This is a genomic window from Bradyrhizobium sp. TM239, from assembly GCF_036247985.1.
GTDB lineage: Bacteria > Pseudomonadota > Alphaproteobacteria > Rhizobiales > Xanthobacteraceae > Bradyrhizobium > Bradyrhizobium ottawaense.
Genome location: NZ_BTIR01000001.1, coordinates 372,498 through 391,135, shown reverse-complemented (window position 1 = coordinate 391,135; position 18,638 = coordinate 372,498). Strand labels below are relative to the sequence as shown.

Genomic DNA, 18,638 nt, shown 5'->3' with positions numbered 1-18,638 from the left:
CTACCAGCCACCGTTCCAGTCCTTCAATCGGCCGAGCAGAACTAGGAGGGCGGCATATGGCTCGTTGACATGCTCCGGCTGATACAAATCTAGTTCGCTTTCGGCTAAAATCTTGAGGTGCACGTTGTTTCGATGCTTCCAAAGCTGCGTGAGGGTTGCGCATTGCTCTTGGGAGATCCACCCTTCTTCTTGAGCCTTCGTCAACCGAGGATTCACACCGGCGCCGTTCTTTGCGGATAGCACTTTATCTCGGGAAAGGCCGGGAACGCAGAGCGATACCTCCAATATCGTTCCTAAAGTTACGATGGCGGACTTCAAGGCCATTTGCTTGCCGACGCTAGCGATATCCGTACGCGAAACCACCCACCAAAGAACGTCAAGGAACATGAATCCGTAAGCGCAACTGCTGATTTGATCTCGCGTCAAGTATGCAGGGCACCGTACCCTGTATTGGGCAGCGGTTCCGATCATTCCACGCGGGAAGCTGATTTTAGCCTCTGGCTTAAACGCGCGCCCACAATAGTCTTGGATGTCTTGGACTAAAGAGCCTGCATTTGCAGCTGCAGCCTTCAGCTCATTGTCGTCTGCAATAGCCATAGCTGTTACGCCGCCAATCTGCGGTTTCCATTTCCCTTTGACGAATTGTGCCTTCTGCACATCAGAGCGGCGTTCTCCAACTTACTTCGCCCACCTCTACTGTGTGGATCTATATGATCGATTGTGAAGTCGTTCCAACTCAGTTTGGTCGTGCATCCCTTATGAGAGCAAACGCGGTTCGCGGAGGTATTCCAAATGATGCGGCGCTGCTCGGCGGTAAACCCTCGTTGCGAGTCTTTGCTCGAAAAAAGACTCTTCAAGATGCTACCAAGGATCTGTTCGCGCTTTCGCCTCTGACTTACGTCATCGGTCATCTGCGACACCGTGACTAAGTATTCTCGGTAGAGTTCCTGGTCTGGACGAGCTCCCTTCGCTTTACGCTGGAGCTCACGAACTTCGTCGACTCGGTTTGCGAAAGCCTTGAGCAAGTCCCACGCAAGCTGATTTCGACGACGATCAGTAAGGACGAGTCCTTCTTGCTCGTACTTTCCGATCAAGACTGCCAAAGTATAGAAGTCTGTGATTTGCTTTAGACGGGTGCTTTTTAAGTCCGGGAACATGCGTTGTACCCGGTTCAGCGTTGTGGTTGCCAGCGACACAGCTCTTTTTAGTTGCCGACCATCGAAGGAGTTCGTTTGCATAACCCTATCTAGAGCGGTTTTCTTGTTTAGTACGTCGCCTTGAACGAGCGACAGCATCAATTCTGACACGAACTCAACGTGCTTCATCCGATCGATTTGACCGGCAGTGAGAATTCCATTCTTCAAGAAGTACTTCGCGAATCGGTTTGCCAGTCTCGATGCCTCCTTGAGGAATGGGCTGCGATAGTAACGGGCATGCCTCTTCTCTTGTCGTGTCAGTGCTTTGCCGGTCGAGTTAATTCGAACGAAAACCTCTATGATTTCTCCGAGCTCGCCATCGACCTCGATCACGGGTATCTCATAACCTGTGATGAGATGTTGTAGGCCTCTTCTCTTCATAAGAGGCCAGTCGATCCACTCCAATTCATCAGAGCCTGGAAGCTGAGTGCGTGTATAAAATCGACCGCGCAACGTGCCGATGAACATCAGCAGGGACTCAATACGCTGCTTTCCGTCGATCACGTCGAATACTAAGTGGCCGTCCTCCTCACGCTTGTACAGGAAGATAGCAGGAAGAGGATAGTTCCGTAGGATGCTGTCTACGAGTTTGGCCCTATCGCGCTCATTCCAAACCGATTGGCGCTGGAAACCTGGCTCAAGGTTCAGATGATTGCGCTCGTACAAATTCCAGAGATCGAGCACGCTCTTAGTTGTTGCTTTGTGCTTCGTAGACGCTGATTTCTGCATTTGCCCCCCGACATTTGCGCTATCATAACGGATAGTTGAAATTCAGCCAACCTTCAACCGCACGATCATCATCACCACCAGCGGCAGCGTAACCGCCGCCAGCAGCGTCCCCAGCGCCACCGCGCCCGATACCGCGTTCGCCAGCCGCTGATACTGCACCGCGAAGATATGCGCGGACGCTGACAGTGCACTAAATTCACGTCGAGGAGAGCGCCCTATCCGCAACGCTGCTCAAAACCAATCTTGTCCGCCGCCACCGTAGCTCCTCGTTCCGCAATGCGCTATCGGTAGCGAGCCAAAGACGTTCATCGACAAGCAAGCCAGGCGGAAAACATCGTGAGTTTCTTCGAGCGTCTCAAGACAGCAGCATCCGTTGAGTGGCGGGCCTACACCGAGCATCCCTTCACGAACGGATTGGCGGACGGCTCGCTCCCTGAAGCTGCGTTTCGTCACTATCTCGTTCAGGACTATCTGTTCCTCATCGAGTTTGCGCGCGCCTACGCGCTCGCGGTCTACAAGTCGCCCAGACTTGCCGACATGCGCGAAGCCGCGGCCGGCCTTTCGGCTATCCTTGATGTCGAGATGAACCTGCATGTGAAGCTCTGTGCCGAATGGGGCCTGTCCCCGAGCGACCTTGAACAAGCCCCTCCGGCGGCCGAGATGCTGGCCTATACGCGCTACGTGCTGGATGCGGGAATGCGCGGCGATCTGCTGGCGCTCAAGGTGGCGCTTGCGCCTTGCGTGATCGGGTACGCGGAGATCGCAACGCGGCTCGCCTCGCGCCCCCAAGCGAACGCCGCGACGAACGCCTATCGCGTCTGGATCGCCGAATACGCCGGCCCGCCGTACCAGGAGGTCGCCGCCAAGGCGCGGGCGCATATGGAGCATCTCGCCGATCTCTACGCCACGCCGGCCCGCGAGGCCGAGCTGATTGCGATCTTCAAGGAAGCCACCCGGCTCGAGGCAGACTTCTGGGAAATGGCCTGGCGCGCGGGCCAAGCCGTCGCATAGCGGTGTCGGCAGACGTCAGGCGCGCCTACCTCCCTCCTGTCACCGCCCACACGACCACCGGCAGCGTCACCGCCGCCAGCAGCGTGCCCAGCGCCACCGCGCCGGACACCGGGTTCACCAGCCGCTGATACTGCACCGCGAAGATGTACGCATTCGCGCCGGTCGGCATCGCTGCGAACAGCACGACGACACCGGTGGCCAGCGGCGGCAGGTCGAGCAGCTTTGCCAGCACGAACGCGGCGGCCGGCATCGCCGCCAGCTTCAGCGCGCACATCACCAGGATGCTCAGCTTCTCGCCTTTCACCTCGAAGCGGAACAGGTTGATGCCGAGCGCGATCAGGGCTGTCGGCGATCCCGCCTGCGCCAGGAGCTCGATGGTGCGGTCGACGACGGGGGTAAGGCCGAGGCCCGTAAAACGCCAGATCACGCCGAAACCGATCGCGAGCATCAAGGGGTTGCGGGCGAGGTCTGTGAGCACGGGCCAGATGACTGACAGGGCCGAGCCGGTCCGCTTGCGGTTGACCAGCTCCATCTGCAGGATGCCGCAGAGCCAGAGCAGCGGCGTGTTCACCGACAGGATCAGCGCCATCGGGCCTGCGGCCTCGTTGCCCAGCGCCGAGAGCGTCAGGGGAATGCCGAGCATCACGATGTTGCCGTAGACCGAGCCGATCGCGAACACGACGCCGTCCTCGCGATCTTCGCGCCGCGCGCGGAGCAGCGCGGAGATCGCGAGCGCCGCGATCCAAATGAGCGCGAGCGCGCCGTAATAGGCGCCCCACATCCGGTAAGGGCTGACGTCGGGGAATTCCGAGACGACGATGGTGCGGAAGAGCAGGGCAGGGATCGCGATGCTGAAGGCGAATTCGCTGATGCCCTTGTGCGCGCTCTCCGAGACGAAGCGAAACAGCACCGCGGCATAGCCGGCCGCGATCAGCGCGAACACCGGTGCGACGATCAACAGCGTAGCCATGCGCCCCTACAACCCCAGCTCGATGATCCCATGTGCGATCCGCACATTGGCATAATCGATCATCCAGCCTTCCAGCGTCACCGCCCCTGAGGACGGTGGCAGTGCTTGATGACGGTGACAGTGCATAAAAACTCCCGCACCGCAAAATGCACGTTAGCCGCAAGGCTGACCAAAGACAATTTGTGCACCGCCACCGTGACCGATCTCTCACGCAGAAATCCGGGAGAAGTCCCGCGAAGGCAGCCGAACGGCAATTGCTGGAAGGCAATCTCGTGTAACCTGACTACATTCTTTGATCGATTGGATCCCATGCCCCTTGCCGCCGACCGTCTCCTCGCTGCCGTCGAAGCGATCTACGATACGGCAGCGAGCCCATCATTCTGGCCATCCGCTCTTGGCAAGATCGCAGGCTGCTTCGATGACGCCGGCGCGATCCTGCAATGGCGAAGGGACGACGGGGCTTTCGGAGCCATCGCCTCCGAAAGCCTCGCGCCGGCGCTCACCGACTATGGGACGCGTTGGGCGCAGCACGATTTCAAGGCCGAACGTTGCATCTCGGCCGGCCTTTACGTCAGCGGCGAGCCCTTCACCGATCGACACATCGGCCCGATCGACGACGCCTACCTCAACCATCCGTTCAGCAGAGAATTCCTTGCAAGGCACGGTTTGGGCTGGTTCGGATCGATCGGGGTGTCACCCGACCCCCGGATCATCGTGGCTCTCAGCGTGCAGCGAGCCTTCGCCAGGCCGCAGTTCTCCGACGCCGAACTGGACCTGATAGCGACGCTCGGGCGCCATGCCGAGAAATCGTTGCGGCTGTCGATCAGGCTGCTTGATACCGAACTGGCCAATCTGGGCCTTGGCGACGCCCTCGCGCGGATCGGCATCGGCGTGTTCGCGCTGGACTCGTCGGCGCGCGTGCTGTTCGCCAATCCGGTTGGGGAAAGCCTTCTCGGCGAGGTGTTCGACCTCGTGAACGATCGTCTGCGTGTTCGCATGGTGGCGAGCCGGGCGCCGTTCGAGGCCGCCATGACGCAAACGCTTCGCGCCGAGGCGCGCGATCTGCTGGCCGAGCCGAGACCCATTCTCGTCGAGTCGAGTGCGACAGGCCGGCGTTTCGTCATCTACCTGCTCCCGATCACCGCCGGCGCACTTTCGGACAGCCATTTTCTGACCCGCACGCGAGCGATCGTGCTCGCGATCGAGCAGAAATCTGCCGAGCCTCCGGATCCCGCCATCGTGCGGGACATCCTGGGCTTGACGCTCGGGGAGGCCAGGATCGCCTCGCTGGTGGGCTCGGGCGTTCCGCCGAAACAAGCTGCGGGCCGGCTCGGGATTGCCGAAGACACGGCGCGCAATGTGCTGAAGCGCGTATTTCAGAAGCTCGGCATATCCAGGCAAAGCGAGCTCGCGGCGCTGCTCGGCCGGCTCGTGTTGCGAGGGCCTTGAACCACCGGCCTTTGAAGGATGCGCGTCGGGAATGGCTTGTAGGCGCCGCTACGACCCCAGGGCGATGATCCGACGCGCCATCCGCACATTGGCATAGTCGATCATCTTACCGTCCAGCGTCACCGCGCCCTGTCCCTGCGCCTCGGCCTGCTCCATGGCCTCGACGATTCGCCGCGCCTGGGCCAGCTCCTGCTCCGACGGCATGAACGCGCGCAGCGTCGGTTCGATCTGGTCGGGGTGGATGACCTGCTTGCCGTCAAAACCCATCGCCGCGGCCTTTTGCGCAGCGCTTTCGGTCAGCGTGGCATCGCGGAACGCGCCGCAGGGGCCGTCGATGGCGATGAGGCCGCACGCGCGAGCGGCGACCAGAAGGCGCATCATCGGATAGGCGAACAGATCGAGCGGAGCGGAGGCATAGCCGCTTTGCGCCGATCCGACATGGCGGTAGCCATCCGGCGACACGCCGATGTCGGAGGAGCGGGCGCCGATGGAAGCCGCGAAATCGCCGACGCCGAGATGCAGCGCGGCGACGCTGTCGTGGCACGCGGCGAGCGCATCGACATTGACGAGGCCGAGCGCCGTCTCGATCAGCAATTCCAGCGCGACCGGCGAAGCGCGATCTAGCGCGGCGGCGCGCAGCTGATCGGCGATCGCAACGATGTCGCCGGTGCGCTCCGCCTTCGGCACGATCACCGCATCCAGCCGGGGAAGCGCCGCCAGCGCGCGGATTTCCTGCGCGATGAAGCGGCTGTCGACGGCGTTGACCCGCACCGTGACGCGCTTGGTGCCCCAGTCGAGCGAGGCGAGGGAGCGGACGGCTTCCTCCAGCGCAAAGCTCTTCTCCGATGGCGGCACCGCGTCCTCGAGATCCATGAAAACCGCATCCGCAGCCGAGGCCGCCGCCTTGGCGACGAGACGGGAGCGATGCGCGGGGACGGCGAGGTAAGCCCGCGTTGGCCGTTGTGCCATCGTCAAATGTCCTTCGCCAGACCAAGCTCGCTGAGGATGGCTTGATTGTGCTGTCCCACATCCGGCACCGGATCCATCCGCGGCTCGACGCCTGGAATGGTGAGCGCGGGCAGGAAGCTCATCACCGGCCCGCACGGCGAGCCGACGCTCTGCACGCGGCTGCGTGTGTGGAGCTGCTCATGCGCGAGGAAAGCCTCGACCGAGTTCAGATGCGCGTTGGCGATCGCGGCCTCATCGAGCAGGCGCAGCACCTCCTCGCTGGTCATGGCGGCAAAGCGCTGCTCGATATGCGCCTGCAGATCGTCGCGGTTCTGCATGCGCAGCGGATTGGTGCGGAAGCTCGGATGATCGGCGAAGCCGGCGTCGCCGAGCACGATGCGGCACAGCGATCGCCATTCGCGATCGTTCTGGATGCCGAAGAAGATGGTGTTGCCGTCGCCGACCCGGAACGGGCCGTACGGCGCGATCGTCGCATGCTTCGCGCCGGTTCGCGGCAGCGGCCGGCCGGTGCTCTGGGTGTAGAAGGCGGGATAGCTCATCCAGTCCGTGATGGAGTCGAACAACGAGGCCTGGAAGGCGGTGCCCTTGCCGGTCCGCTCGCGGCGATACAGCGCCATCAGCACGCCGTTGAGGATGTACATGCCGGTGGCGATGTCGACCACCGACAGCCCGACCTTGGCCGGCTCCGCCTCGGTGCCGTTGATGGCGAGAACCCCGGCCTCGCACTGGACCAGCAGATCATAGGCCTTCTTGTCGCTGTAGGGGCCGCCGGTGCCATAGCCCGAGACGTCGCAGGCGATGATGCGCGGATGTCTGCGCAACAGCGATGCGGCATCGAGGCCGAGCCGCTCGGCAGCGCCGGGCGCGAGATTCTGGATGAACACGTCGGCCTGCGGCAGCAGGGCGTCGAGCACCGTGCGGCCGTCCTCGCTCTTGATGTCGATGGCGAGGCTTTCCTTGGAGCGGTTGGTCCAGACGAACTGGCTCGACATGCCGTTCATCACGTGGTCGTAGTCCCGGCAGAAATCCCCAGTGCCCGGCCGCTCGATCTTGATCACCCGCGCACCCCAATCCGCGAGGTGCCGGCTGGCCAGCGGCGCTGCGATCGCCTGCTCGAGCGAGACCACCGTGACGCCCGCCAGCGGCAGATCCGCTTCATTCCCTTCCATTGCGATCGCTTCCTCTCGTGCGCTTTCCGACCAGCGCAGGAGACAGGCCGACCACCCACGCGCATCTTTTTGATGATGACATCATGCCTCCGTTTTGCCCGACGAGTCAAATTCGGCTTCGTTAAATCCTAAGTCATGAAAATGCGTAAGGGTTACCGGGGCTTGGCTACTGTGCATGGGGTTGTTTTCGCGTTTTTTGTGGGCGGGGTACTCTTTCCTCGCGCACAGCTGTCATCCCCCGCGCCTCCATGTGGTCGTCATGCCCGGGCTTGTCCCGGGCATCCACGTTCTCAGTGCTTCGTGGCAAGGCGTGGATGGCCGGGACAAGCCCGGCCATGACGTCGTGGACAGCTAGCGGAAGCCTGCCTCATCCTGTTGCCAAGACCGCACAGGTCCGACCTTTCGCATCCCCCCTCGGTTGCCAACGAACCGTCGTTCACCCACTATTCCCTCCGACTCGACATGTTGGGGGGATCGATGCCGGCGTTTCGCTTCAAGACATCCTTGGCTGCTGCAACCCTCGGGATGGCCCTGGCCGTGCTCATCCAGCCCGGTGCGGGCTTCGCCTATACCCCGGAGGAGCAGCAGGCCTGCACGCCGGATGCGATGCGGCTGTGCGGCGAGTTCGTTCCGAACGTCGATGCCATCACCGCCTGCATGATCAAGAAGAAGGCGCAGCTCTCGCCGCAATGCCGGGTGTTCTTCCGCCCCGGGCCCGAGCCGGGCGAGGCCCGCGCCGGCAAGCCGACCAACATCGCGCCCAAAACCGCGAGGAAGAGCACCAAGCCGGTCGCCAGGAAGAAAAAGACCAGCGACGGCTGAGCCCGGGACAGCCGCGTTCCTTGTCTGAAACCTTCGTCATGCCCGGCGTCAGCCCTGCGCCAGCGAGCGGACTCCTTTTGTTCGCGAAGGCCGCGCTGATGCCTGCGGCAATTACGAACGCGCGATGGAAAAGAGTCGGGTAAGGGTTTGCGCGGGAAGGTTGCATTCCGCCTGGTCCTGCTCGGCTGCTCAAAAAGCGCACAGACGCTCGCGCGGACGGCGTTTCGTTGCAGTCTGTCTCTCGTCCTGCGACGCAGTGTGACTCAAAAGCCAACACGCCTTGTTATTTCGTGGCCGTAACGCAACCCTCGATAAATTTTTCTTTCACGAATCAGCGCGGTGATTCATTTTCGCGGCCTGGGGTCAATCTGGAGGCCGAAGGTATGAACGTTATTGTTTTTGCATCGCGTAAAGGCGGCTCGGGCAAGAGTACCCTAGCCGCGCATCTCGCCGCGCAGATCAAGGCGAGCAAGCAGGTCATGCTCGTGGACGCGGACCCGCAGGGCTCGCTCACGCTGTGGCACAAGCTGCGTGGCACCAACGAACCGCCGATCAAGGCGGCCGTGAACTCCGTCAGCGGCATCGTCTCCGCTGCCAAGCGCGACGGTTATGAATGGGTGTTGATCGACACGCCGCCGAACCTCTCGGCCGTGGTCGACGACGCGATCAAGAACGCGACGATGGTGGTCATTCCGGCGCGTCCCGGCGTGTTCGACGTCAACGCGGTGCAGGAAACCATCCAGATGTGCCGCGCCGCGCGCAAGCCCTACGCGGTCGTGCTCAACGGTGCGCCGGCGCGCCGCGACGAGTCCGAAAGCCCGATCGTCACCATCGCGCGCGAAGCGCTGGCGAAATTCCGGGCTCCGGTGTGGGGCGGCCAGATCACCAACCGTTCGGATCTGCTGATGGCGCTGAGCCACGGCGAAGGCGCGCGGGAGTATCAGGCCGAGAGCCGTGCGGCTCAGGAAATCGCAAGGCTGTGGGCGGCGATCGAGCGTTCAGTCAAGGCCATTCGCGGCACGGCGTCGGCGTCCGGCGCAATGCACAAGCAGGCTGCATAATTTTCATAAATCATTCCCCGGACGAAAAACGCGCGGGAATGTCCGCGCGTTTTGCGTTTTCGGGATCTGCCGAAGGAGGGCTACGCCACCATCAGCATGTAGAACACGATGACCGGCGACAGCGTCAGGATCACCGACCAGATGCCGGCGGCCCAGAGAATGTCCTCGGTGGTAAAGCTCTGCTCGGTGGACAGCTTCTCCTGTCCGGCGCCGAAATACGACGCCATCTCATTATGACTATTCATAAACGCCCCCGCGATTTCTTCGCTTATGGGCGTGAACGATACGCGGGATGTTTTAAGATTCCGGCTGGCAAACCGCTGCGCATTTTGAGCGCATTTGTGACGGCCGCTTAACCATCCGCGCGACGTGCCGCCTTCAGGCGAGCCAGATCCGATACAGCAGCACCGGCATCAGGCCGAGCATCACTGCCCAGAACCCGAACGACGAAACGACGAGAATTCCCTGCAAAAGATCGGCGGCGCGTATTGGCTCGCGGCCGTAGGCCGGGTGCGATGTCCCATGGTCATTCCCCCTCTGGAAGTTCCTGGAGAGCAACGATAGGGACGGATGGGTAAACGAGCGGTGGATGCGCCATGCGGCGGGCGCGAAGACCGTTGGGGTGATGTTAACCACGGGCGGCGCTCTTACCCTCCCCTGGAGGGGCCCTCCAGGGGAGCGTAAGCGATACTACGCGGCGACCTTCGTCCGTCGCTCGATCTCGCGATCGATCGCGGCGGCGAGCTCGCTGCTCACTTCCACCATCGGCAGACGCACTTCGGGGCTGTCGATCAGGCCGCACCGCCACAGCCAATACTTTGCCGGCGCCGGGCTCGGTTCGGTGAACAGCAGCCGCGTCAGATCGGCGACCTCGTGCCAGCGCGCCAGCGCCGCGTCGTGGTTGCCGCGCTTCGCTTCCGCATACACCGCCGCAAACGTCGCGGTCTCGACATGGGCCGACAGCACGATGCCGCCGTCGGCGCCGTCGCTGAGCGCCTCGAAATAGCTCGCGTCCTCGCCGGTGAGCACGCGAAATTCCTTCGGCCGGTCGCGCAGCAGCGCGATCGATTGCTCGCGGCTCGCCCCGCAATCCTTCAGGCCCACGATGTTCGGGTGCTCGGCGAGCCGCAGCATGGTCTGGTTGGTGATGTTCACCGAGGTGCGATAGGGAATGTTGTACAGCGCAATCGGCCAGGCCGCGTGATCGGCGAGCGTCTCGAAATGCGCCAAGAGGCCGCGCTGCGAGGGGCGCACATAGTAAGGGCTTGCGATCAGATATCCGTCGATCGGCCAGTCCGCGGTCTCGTCGAGGCGGTCCTTCAGCCGCGAGGTGTCCGCGCCTGACAGTCCGAGGCAGATCGGCAAGGTGCGCCGGCCCGCCGCCATCTCGTCGCGCACGATGGCGACGAGGCGTTCGAGCTCGGCTTCTCGCAGCGTCATGCCTTCGCCGGAGGTCGCCCCCAGGATGAAGCCGTCGATGCCTTGCGCGCTGTAGTGCCGCGTCAGCCGCCGCAGCGATCGCTCGTCGAGCGCGCCGCCCTGAAACGGCGTCACCAGCGGCAGCCACAGCCCGTGCAAATGATCTTCAAGTCCGGTCATGTTTCCATCTCCTTCTCGGGAAACCTGAGACGGAGGGCACATGAAAAAACCCCGTCCAGGCGGCGGGGTTTTCGGATTGCAGCGATGACGAAGCCGGTCTAGCGCGCGCAAAACTCCGAGGTCCCCGGATGGGGGCCTTTTTTCGAGGCGATCGCCTTCGACGAGATTGCGCACGACTTCGTGATCATTTGCAAATGATGCGGGGTATGCCTGGAACTGTCAATACACGCGGAAGGCGAAGGCCGGTTTGGCCGAAAAAAAGCCGGGCTCGAACGAGCCCGGCTTAAGGTATTGGCCACGTGAGGCCGACACAATCACCTTCCAAGAGGGATTACTGAACTCCCGCGCCACTGGAGGAGGGGGACAAATGCGCAACGCGAAGGCTCAGCGTGCAAACAGTATGAGCTTGACGAGCGCCATGCAGCAACAGCCGAGGCCGCATGTCAGTCATGCGGAAATCAGGAAGGCCAGCGCTGCGCCTTGCTCACCACGAAGTCGCGGAACACCTGCACGCGCGCAACCGTCTTCAACTCCTCGGGATATACGAAATACGTATCGAGCTGGATCGAATCCGACTCGCCGAACAGCTGCACGAGTTTGCTCTGTTCCTCGACGAGGTAGTCGGGCAGCGCGGCGATGCCGAGGCCCTGCTGACAGGCGCGCACCAGACCGAGGATGTTGTTGACCCTGAAATAGGCTTCGCGCGGACCCGAGCCGTTGCGGCCGGCTTCGACCAGCCAGTTGCGGTTCTGCAGATGCGGCGCGAAGTTGCCGTCCGAGAGCGTGATGATGCGGTGGGAGTCGAGCTCCTCCAGCGTGCGCGGCGTGCCGAAGCGCTTGATGTATTCCGGCGAGCAATAGGCGTGGAAGCCCATCGCGAACAGCTTGCGCTGGATGAGATCCGGCTGCGTCGGCTTGCGGGTGCGGATGGCGACGTCGGCCTCGCGCATCGACAGGTCGAGCTCCTCGTCGGTGACGATCAGCGAGATCCGGATTTCCGGATAGAGCGCGGTGAATTCGCCGAGCCGCGGGATCAGCCAGTTGATGCCGACGCCGGGGGTGGTGGTGATCTTGAGGTCGCCGCTCGGCCGCTCGCGGCTGTCGGTCAGCTTGGCGCGCGCCGCCTGGAGCTGCATGAACACGTCATGCGCGGTGCGGAACAACAAATCGCCCTGCTCGGTGAGGATCAGGCCCCGGGCATGGCGGTGGAACAGCGAGACCGAAAGCTCCTGCTCCAGCGCCGAGACCTGGCGCGACACCGCCGATTGCGACAGGCCGAGCTGCTCGCCCGCATGCGTGAAGCTGCCCGCTTCCGCCGCTGCGTGAAACACCTTCAGCTTGTCCCAGTCCATATCCGTAAATCCGTCGCGTGTTCGGGGCATGATCTTTATTCCGCTGCCGCGCGCTCGCTGGCGCGCAGGGCCAAGAAACGTTCGGCTTCGAGCGCCGCCATGCAGCCGAGGCCGGCGGCCGTGACGGCCTGGCGATAGGTCTCGTCGGCGACGTCGCCGGCGGCGAACAGGCCGGGCACCGATGTCGCGGTCGAGTTCGGGGCGACCTCGACATAGCCCGACGGTTTGAGCTTGATCTGGTCTTTCACGAGCTCGGTCGCCGGCGCGTGGCCGATGGCGATGAAGACACCGTCGGTCTTCACGTCCGTCAGCGCGCCGGACTTGACGTTCTTCAGGCGCACATGGGTGACCTTGTTCGGGTTCTCGGTGCCGCAGATCTCGTCGACGGCGCTGTCCCAGATCACCCTGATCTTCGGGTGCTTGAACAGACGCTCCTGCAGGATGCGCTCGGCGCGGAAGTGGTCGCGGCGATGCACGATGGTGACCTGCGAGGCGTGGTTGGTGAGGTACAGGGCTTCCTCGACCGCGGTGTTGCCGCCGCCGACCACCACGACCTCCTTGTTGCGGTAGAAGAAGCCGTCGCAGGTCGCGCAGGCCGATACGCCGCCGCCCTGGAACTTCACTTCGGACGGCAACCCGAGCCAGCGCGCTTGCGCGCCGGTGGCGAGGATCACGGCGTCGGCGAGATAGACGTCGCCGGAGTCGCAGGTGAGGCGGAATGGCCGCTGCGAGCTGTCGAGCTTGATCACCAGGTCGGAGACGATCCTCGTGCCGACATGGACCGCCTGCTTCTCCATCTGCTCCATCAGCCAGGGGCCCTGGATCACGTCGGCGAAGCCCGGATAGTTCTCGACGTCGGTGGTGATGGTGAGCTGGCCGCCCGGCTGGATGCCCTGGATCAGGATCGGCTCGAGCATCGCGCGCGCGGCGTAGATCGCCGCCGTGTAGCCGGCGGGGCCGGAGCCGATGATGACGACCTTTGCATGGACAGGGGCGGACATATTGACGGACGCCTTTCACGGGGGATTCGCAGCGCGGGCGCGGAACGTGCCGGGAGGCCTCGCGGAGGCGCTGAAATATCAGAGCTAATCTAAGCGTTCTGGTGAGCTATGCAAGAATTGCATTGCCTGTCGGCGGATTTTTCCAACAAGGAACAAAAGTCGATTGCGGTGCACGCGCAATAAAATTGCGCTACTCGTGCGGACTGGGCTATGAGGATTGCGGCAAACCCACCAATACAGCCGCAAAGGCCAGGAGTTCCAATCAAGTGTCGCGGAACCTAGACGAGATCGACCTGAAAATTCTCTCCGAGATTCAGGCCGACGGTCGAATCACGAATGTCGAGCTGGCCAAGCGGGTCGGCATCTCGCCGCCGCCCTGCCTGCGCCGCGTCCGGGTGCTGGAGGAGGAGGGCTACATCCACGGCTATCGCGGCCTGTTAGATGCCCGCAAGCTCGGCTTCGACGTCACCGTGTTCGCCGCCGTGCACCTGTCCAGCCAGGCCGAGGCGGATTTGCGCGCCTTCGAGGAGTTCGTCCGCGCCGAGCCCTTGGTGCGCGAATGCTGGATGCTGTCCGGCGAGGTCGATTTCATCCTCAAATGCGTCGCCCCCGACATGGCGACCTTCCAGGATTTCGTCACCCACCTGACCGCCGCGCCCCACGTGCGCAATGTGCGGACATCGCTGGTGCTGCATAATTCGAAGTATGAGGCGGCGGTGCCGCTGGACGTGAAGGGGAGGCGGTAGCGCGCCAGTCTGGTGCCCCGGACGCTGCGCAGCGCCCCCGGCGATGCGAAGCATCGTCCGGTGCGGTGCGCTGCAGAGCCGGGGCCCATCTCACCTCGCCTTCCCGTGTCGCCTTCTGGGTCCCGGCTCTGCGCAGCAGCGTAAGAACGCTGCAGCGCGTCCGGGACACGAGAGTGAAGGGCGTAGCTGCTACAAGCTCCGCTCGCAACGACGAGGGGTGAGAGAGCGTGCTCCACCCACACAAGCAACACGCCGAAACGAAAAGGCCGCGCATCGCGCGGCCTTTTGAAACGTCTCAGCTCGGGCGGCAAATTCTTACCGCCACTCCACCTTGGTAATTTCATACGCCTTGGCGCCGCCGGGTGCGTTGACCTCGACGGTCGAGCCCTTCTTCTTGCCGATCAGCGCGCGTGCGAGCGGCGAGGTGATGGAGATGCGGCCCTTCTTGGCGTCGGCCTCGACCTCGCCGACGATCTGCCACACCGTCTTCTTCTCGGTGTCCTCGTCGACCAGGGTCACGGTGGCGCCGAACTTGATGGTGTCGCCGGACAATTTCGAGATGTCGATAATGTCGGCGCGCGCGAGCTTGTCCTCGAGCTCGGCGATGCGGCCTTCATTGTGGGACTGCTCTTCCTTCGCGGCATGATATTCCGCGTTCTCCGACAGGTCTCCGTGCGAGCGCGCCTCCGCGATGTGCTCGATGATGCGCGGACGGTCCTCGGACTGGCGCTTCTTCAATTCTTCCCCGAGCGCGGCAAAGCCGCCCGCTGTCATCGGAACCTTTTCCATCTCTTCTCTCGTCCTTCGGCTCCGCGTCCCCACAACAGCGGGCGCGGCAACCTTGATTCGTCGGTATTCCCGGCCCTGAACACGCGGCCACCGGAACGTTATGTGGGTTGGCGCCGGAACAGAACAACCACCATGGCCGGACAGTTCCTCCGGCCATTGTGGCTTCATTGCCAATCACTTAACGGATGGCTTAACCCTTAAGGCTCGGCCTTCCGCTCGCGATCAGGTTTCCGAAAAGTAGCTCTGCAGGGTACGAACCTCAAGGTCCCCGCCGAGATAGGCGCGGATGCCCTGCGCGGCCGCCACGGCCCCGGAAAGAGTGGTGTAATACGGCACTTTATGCAAGAGGGCCGCGCGCCGCAGCGAACGGCTGTCGGCGAGCGCCTGCGGGCCTTCGGTGGTGTTGAAGACGAGCTGGACGTCGCCATTGGTGATGGCGTCGACGATGTGCGGCCGGCCCTCCAGCACCTTGTTCACCTTCTCGGTCGGGATGCCCTGGTCGGTCAGGAAGCGCTGGGTGCCCGAGGTCGCCAGCACCTTGAAGCCGAGCGAATGCAGTTCGCGGACCGCCTCGGCGATGCGCGTCTTGTCGCTCTCGCGCACCGAGACGAACACCGTGCCCTTGCGCGGTACTCGCGTGCCGCCGCCGAGCTGGCTCTTGGCGAAGGCGACCTCGAAATTGCGGTCGATGCCCATGACCTCGCCGGTCGAGCGCATCTCGGGCCCGAGCACCGTGTCGACGCCGGGGAAGCGCGCGAACGGGAATACCGATTCCTTGACGCCGACGTGCTTGAGCTTTGCCTTCTTCAGCTTGAAATCGGCGAGCTTCTCGCCGGCCATGATGCGCGCGGCGATCTTCGCGACCGGCGTTCCGACCACCTTGGCGACGAAGGGCACGGTGCGCGAGGCGCGCGGATTGACCTCGAGCACGTAGATCTCGCCGTCCTTGATGGCGTATTGCACGTTCATCAGACCGACGACGTCGAGGCCGAGCGCGAGCTCGCGGGTCTGCCGCTCCAGCTCCTCGATCATCTCGGGCTCGAGCGAATGCGCCGGCAGCGAGCAGGCGCTGTCGCCGGAATGGATGCCGGCTTCCTCGATGTGCTCCATGATGCCGACGATGAAGGTGTCCTTGCCGTCGCAGAGGCAGTCGACGTCGATCTCGATGGCGTCCGAGAGATAACGGTCGAACAGCAGCGGGTTCTTGCCGAGCACGGTGTTGATCTGCCCGGTCTTGTCGTTCGGATAGCGCGCCTTGACGTCGGCCGGCACCAGCTCCGGCAGCGTGCCGAGCAGATAGTCGTTGAGCTGGTTCTCCTCGCGGATGATCTGCATCGCGCGGCCGCCGAGCACGTAGGACGGGCGCACCACCAGCGGCAGGCCGAGATCGGCAGAGACGAGCCTTGCCTGCTCGACCGAATAGGCGATGCCGTTCTTCGGCTGCTTGAGACGGAGCTTGTCGAGCACGCGCTTGAAGCGGTCGCGGTCCTCGGCGAGATCGATCGCGTCCGGCGAGGTGCCGAGGATCGGCACTTCGGCGGCCTCCAGCGCGCGCGCGAGCTTCAGCGGGGTCTGGCCGCCGAACTGCACGATCACGCCGTGCAGCGTGCCGTTGGTGCGCTCCTTCGCGATGATCTCCAGCACGTCCTCGGCGGTGAGCGGCTCGAAATAGAGCCGGTCGGCGGTGTCGTAGTCGGTCGACACTGTCTCGGGGTTGCAGTTGACCATGATGGATTCGTAGCCGGCATCGTGCAGCGCGAAGCAGGCGTGACAGCAGCAATAGTCGAACTCGATGCCCTGGCCGATGCGGTTCGGTCCGCCGCCGAGAATGATGACCTTCTTCTTGTCCGACGGCGCGCTCTCGTCTGCCGGCGCACCCGCGAACGGTGACTCATAGGTCGAATACATGTAGGCGGTCGGCGAGGCGAATTCGGCCGCGCAGGTGTCGATGCGCTTGTAGACCGGGCGAACGTCGAGCGCGTGGCGCTTCGCGGTGACCTCGGCCTCCGTCGTCTCGGCGAGCACCGCGAGTCGCGCATCGGAGAAGCCCATGGCCTTGAGCGTGCGCATGCCGAAGGCATTGCCCGGCAGGCCATTCTTGCGGACCTTCTCCTCCATGTCGACGATGCCGCGCATCTCGCTGAGGAACCACGGGTCGATCTTGCAGGAGTTGAAGATCTCTTCGTTTGACCAGCCGAGCCGCATCGCCTGGGCGACCTGCAGCAGCCGGTTCGGCGTCGGCGTGCCGAGCGCGGCGCGGATCGCATTCTTGTCGTCGTCGCGGCCGAGGCCTTCAATCTCGATCTCGTCGAGGCCGGTCAGTCCGGTCTCGAGCCCGCGCAGCGCCTTCTGGAGGCTTTCCTGGAAGGTGCGGCCGATCGCCATGACCTCGCCGACCGACTTCATCGACGTGGTCAGCGTGGTGGAGGCGCCGGGGAATTTCTCGAAGGCGAAGCGCGGCACCTTGGTGACGACGTAGTCGATGGTCGGCTCGAACGAGGCCGGCGTGGCGCCGCCGGTGATGTCGTTAGCGATCTCGTCGAGCGTGTAGCCGACCGCGAGTTTTGCCGCGACCTTCGCGATCGGAAAGCCGGTGGCCTTCGAAGCCAGAGCGGAGGAGCGCGACACGCGCGGGTTCATCTCGATGACGACCATGCGGCCGTCCTCGGGATTGACGCCGAACTGCACGTTGGAGCCGCCGGTCTCGACGCCGATCTCGCGCAGCACCGCCAGCGAGGCGTCGCGCATGATCTGGTATTCCTTGTCGGTCAGCGTCAGGGCCGGCGCCACCGTGATGGAATCGCCGGTGTGCACGCCCATCGGATCGAGGTTCTCGATCGAGCAGACGATGATGCAATTGTCCTTCTTGTCGCGCACCACCTCCATCTCGTACTCTTTCCAGCCGAGCACGGATTCTTCGATCAGCACTTCGTTGGTGGGAGACGCGTCTAAGCCGCGCTCGATGATGTCGAGGAACTCTTCCTTGTTGTAGGCGATGCCGCCGCCGGTGCCGCCCATGGTGAAGGAGGGGCGGATGATCGCGGGCAGGCCGATCTCGGACAGCGCCATCATGGCCTGTCCGAGCGCATATTCCTGGTAGCGCTTGCGGCGGTCGCTTTCGCCCAGCGTCCACTGCCGATCGTGTTCTTCGAGGGCCGCGCCCGAGAGCTTTTCGCGTTCAGCCTGACGCTTGTCCCGGAAGGACTTCTTCAGGGCGGAGGCGTTGGCGAGCCGCGACTTCGGCGTCTCAAGCCCGATCTTGGTCATGGCCTCGCGGAACAGCTGGCGGTCCTCGGCCTTGTCGATCGCGTCCGCGGTGGCGCCGATCATCTCGACGTCAAACTTGTCGAGCGTGCCTTGCAGGCGCAGCGACAGCGCGCAGTTCAGCGCGGTCTGGCCGCCCATGGTCGGCAGCAGCGCGAAGCCGCCGGGAATGACGTGACGTTCCTTTTCTATGATCTTCGCAACAATTTCGGGCGTGATCGGCTCGATATAGGTCGCATCGGCCAATTCCGGGTCGGTCATGATCGTGGCCGGGTTGGAATTGACGAGGACGATGCGATAGCCCTCTTCCTTCAGCGTCTTCACCGCCTGGGTGCCCGAATAGTCGAACTCGCAGGCCTGGCCGATCACGATGGGACCGGCGCCGATGATAAGGATGGTGGTGATGTCTGTACGTTTGGGCATCAACTCTCGCCGGACTGGAATTTGGGCACAAAAAAAGGGCGCGCTCCTGCGCGTCCCTTTGGCCGAGAGCGCGGTGGTCTCCCTCGCG

The 18,638-nt window shown here is 63.2% G+C and carries 17 protein-coding genes; 5 read left to right on the top strand and 12 right to left on the bottom strand.

What is annotated here, in order from left to right; genetic code table 11:
• Positions 1 to 657 carry a hypothetical protein gene (locus AABA84_RS01900; RefSeq protein ID WP_338311180.1) on the bottom strand — a complete coding sequence of 219 codons (657 nt, stop codon included), beginning with the start codon at positions 655 to 657 and terminating at the stop codon, positions 1 to 3.
• Positions 603 to 1,925, bottom strand: a complete 1,323-nt coding sequence (locus AABA84_RS01895; RefSeq protein ID WP_338309436.1) for a GmrSD restriction endonuclease domain-containing protein — start codon at positions 1,923 to 1,925, stop codon at positions 603 to 605. The genes AABA84_RS01900 and AABA84_RS01895 overlap by 55 nt, the downstream gene beginning before the upstream one ends.
• A 336-nt stretch (positions 1,926 to 2,261) precedes the next feature.
• Here AABA84_RS01895 and tenA point away from each other — a divergent pair, with 336 nt between their 5' ends.
• Positions 2,262 to 2,936: a thiaminase II gene (gene tenA, locus AABA84_RS01890; protein WP_338311179.1), complete on the top strand. Its 675-nt coding sequence runs from the start codon at positions 2,262 to 2,264 to the stop codon at positions 2,934 to 2,936.
• Positions 2,937 to 2,961: 25 nt separating this feature from the next.
• Here the strand turns inward: tenA and AABA84_RS01885 are convergent, their stop codons facing one another.
• Positions 2,962 to 3,906, bottom strand: a complete 945-nt coding sequence (locus AABA84_RS01885) for an AEC family transporter (protein ID WP_338311178.1) — start codon at positions 3,904 to 3,906, stop codon at positions 2,962 to 2,964.
• Positions 3,907 to 4,215: 309 nt separating this feature from the next.
• Between AABA84_RS01885 and AABA84_RS01880 the strand changes: the two genes are divergently transcribed.
• Positions 4,216 to 5,355, top strand: coding sequence for a helix-turn-helix transcriptional regulator (locus tag AABA84_RS01880; RefSeq protein WP_338311177.1), 1,140 nt, complete (start codon positions 4,216 to 4,218; stop codon positions 5,353 to 5,355).
• Positions 5,356 to 5,403: 48 nt separating this feature from the next.
• Here the strand turns inward: AABA84_RS01880 and AABA84_RS01875 are convergent, their stop codons facing one another.
• Together AABA84_RS01875 and AABA84_RS01870 are read right to left on the bottom strand one after the other, a co-directional pair.
• Positions 5,404 to 6,324 (bottom strand): HpcH/HpaI aldolase/citrate lyase family protein, encoded by a 921-nt coding sequence (locus AABA84_RS01875; protein WP_338311176.1) that lies wholly within the window; start codon positions 6,322 to 6,324, stop codon positions 5,404 to 5,406.
• A gap of 2 nt (positions 6,325 to 6,326) precedes the next feature.
• Complete coding sequence (locus AABA84_RS01870) at positions 6,327 to 7,493, bottom strand: CaiB/BaiF CoA transferase family protein (RefSeq protein ID WP_338311175.1); 1,167 nt, start codon at positions 7,491 to 7,493, stop codon at positions 6,327 to 6,329.
• 477 nt (positions 7,494 to 7,970) lie between these two features.
• Between AABA84_RS01870 and AABA84_RS01865 the strand changes: the two genes are divergently transcribed.
• Entirely contained in the window at positions 7,971 to 8,315 is a 345-nt protein-coding gene (locus AABA84_RS01865) for a hypothetical protein (RefSeq protein ID WP_212248339.1), read from the top strand.
• Positions 8,316 to 8,698: 383 nt separating this feature from the next.
• Complete coding sequence (locus AABA84_RS01860; RefSeq protein WP_028150667.1) at positions 8,699 to 9,376, top strand: ParA family protein; 678 nt, start codon at positions 8,699 to 8,701, stop codon at positions 9,374 to 9,376.
• A gap of 80 nt (positions 9,377 to 9,456) precedes the next feature.
• On the opposite strand, the gene AABA84_RS01855 is transcribed toward AABA84_RS01860, so the two are convergent.
• From AABA84_RS01855 to trxB, 5 genes are all read right to left on the bottom strand, one after another.
• Complete coding sequence (locus AABA84_RS01855) at positions 9,457 to 9,621, bottom strand: hypothetical protein (protein WP_212248460.1); 165 nt, start codon at positions 9,619 to 9,621, stop codon at positions 9,457 to 9,459.
• A gap of 133 nt (positions 9,622 to 9,754) precedes the next feature.
• A complete protein-coding gene (locus AABA84_RS01850) occupies positions 9,755 to 10,012 on the bottom strand; it encodes a hypothetical protein (protein WP_338311174.1) in 258 nt (85 codons plus the stop codon).
• Positions 10,013 to 10,066: 54 nt separating this feature from the next.
• Positions 10,067 to 10,975: a 4-hydroxy-tetrahydrodipicolinate synthase gene (gene dapA, locus AABA84_RS01845; protein WP_338311173.1), complete on the bottom strand. Its 909-nt coding sequence runs from the start codon at positions 10,973 to 10,975 to the stop codon at positions 10,067 to 10,069.
• Between the two features lie 458 nt (positions 10,976 to 11,433).
• Complete coding sequence (locus AABA84_RS01840) at positions 11,434 to 12,357, bottom strand: LysR family transcriptional regulator (protein WP_026201990.1); 924 nt, start codon at positions 12,355 to 12,357, stop codon at positions 11,434 to 11,436.
• Between the two features lie 5 nt (positions 12,358 to 12,362).
• Entirely contained in the window at positions 12,363 to 13,328 is a 966-nt protein-coding gene (gene trxB / locus AABA84_RS01835) for a thioredoxin-disulfide reductase (protein WP_338311172.1), read from the bottom strand.
• Positions 13,329 to 13,594: 266 nt separating this feature from the next.
• Between trxB and AABA84_RS01830 the strand changes: the two genes are divergently transcribed.
• Positions 13,595 to 14,074 (top strand): Lrp/AsnC family transcriptional regulator, encoded by a 480-nt coding sequence (locus tag AABA84_RS01830; RefSeq protein ID WP_338311171.1) that lies wholly within the window; start codon positions 13,595 to 13,597, stop codon positions 14,072 to 14,074.
• Positions 14,075 to 14,389: 315 nt separating this feature from the next.
• Here AABA84_RS01830 and greA read toward each other — a convergent pair whose 3' ends face one another.
• Both greA and carB read right to left on the bottom strand, forming a co-directional pair.
• Entirely contained in the window at positions 14,390 to 14,863 is a 474-nt protein-coding gene (greA, locus tag AABA84_RS01825) for a transcription elongation factor GreA (protein WP_007596674.1), read from the bottom strand.
• A gap of 222 nt (positions 14,864 to 15,085) precedes the next feature.
• Positions 15,086 to 18,550 carry a carbamoyl-phosphate synthase large subunit gene (carB, locus tag AABA84_RS01820; RefSeq protein ID WP_212248336.1) on the bottom strand — a complete coding sequence of 1,155 codons (3,465 nt, stop codon included), beginning with the start codon at positions 18,548 to 18,550 and terminating at the stop codon, positions 15,086 to 15,088.
• Between the last annotated feature and the right edge of the window lie 88 nt (positions 18,551 to 18,638).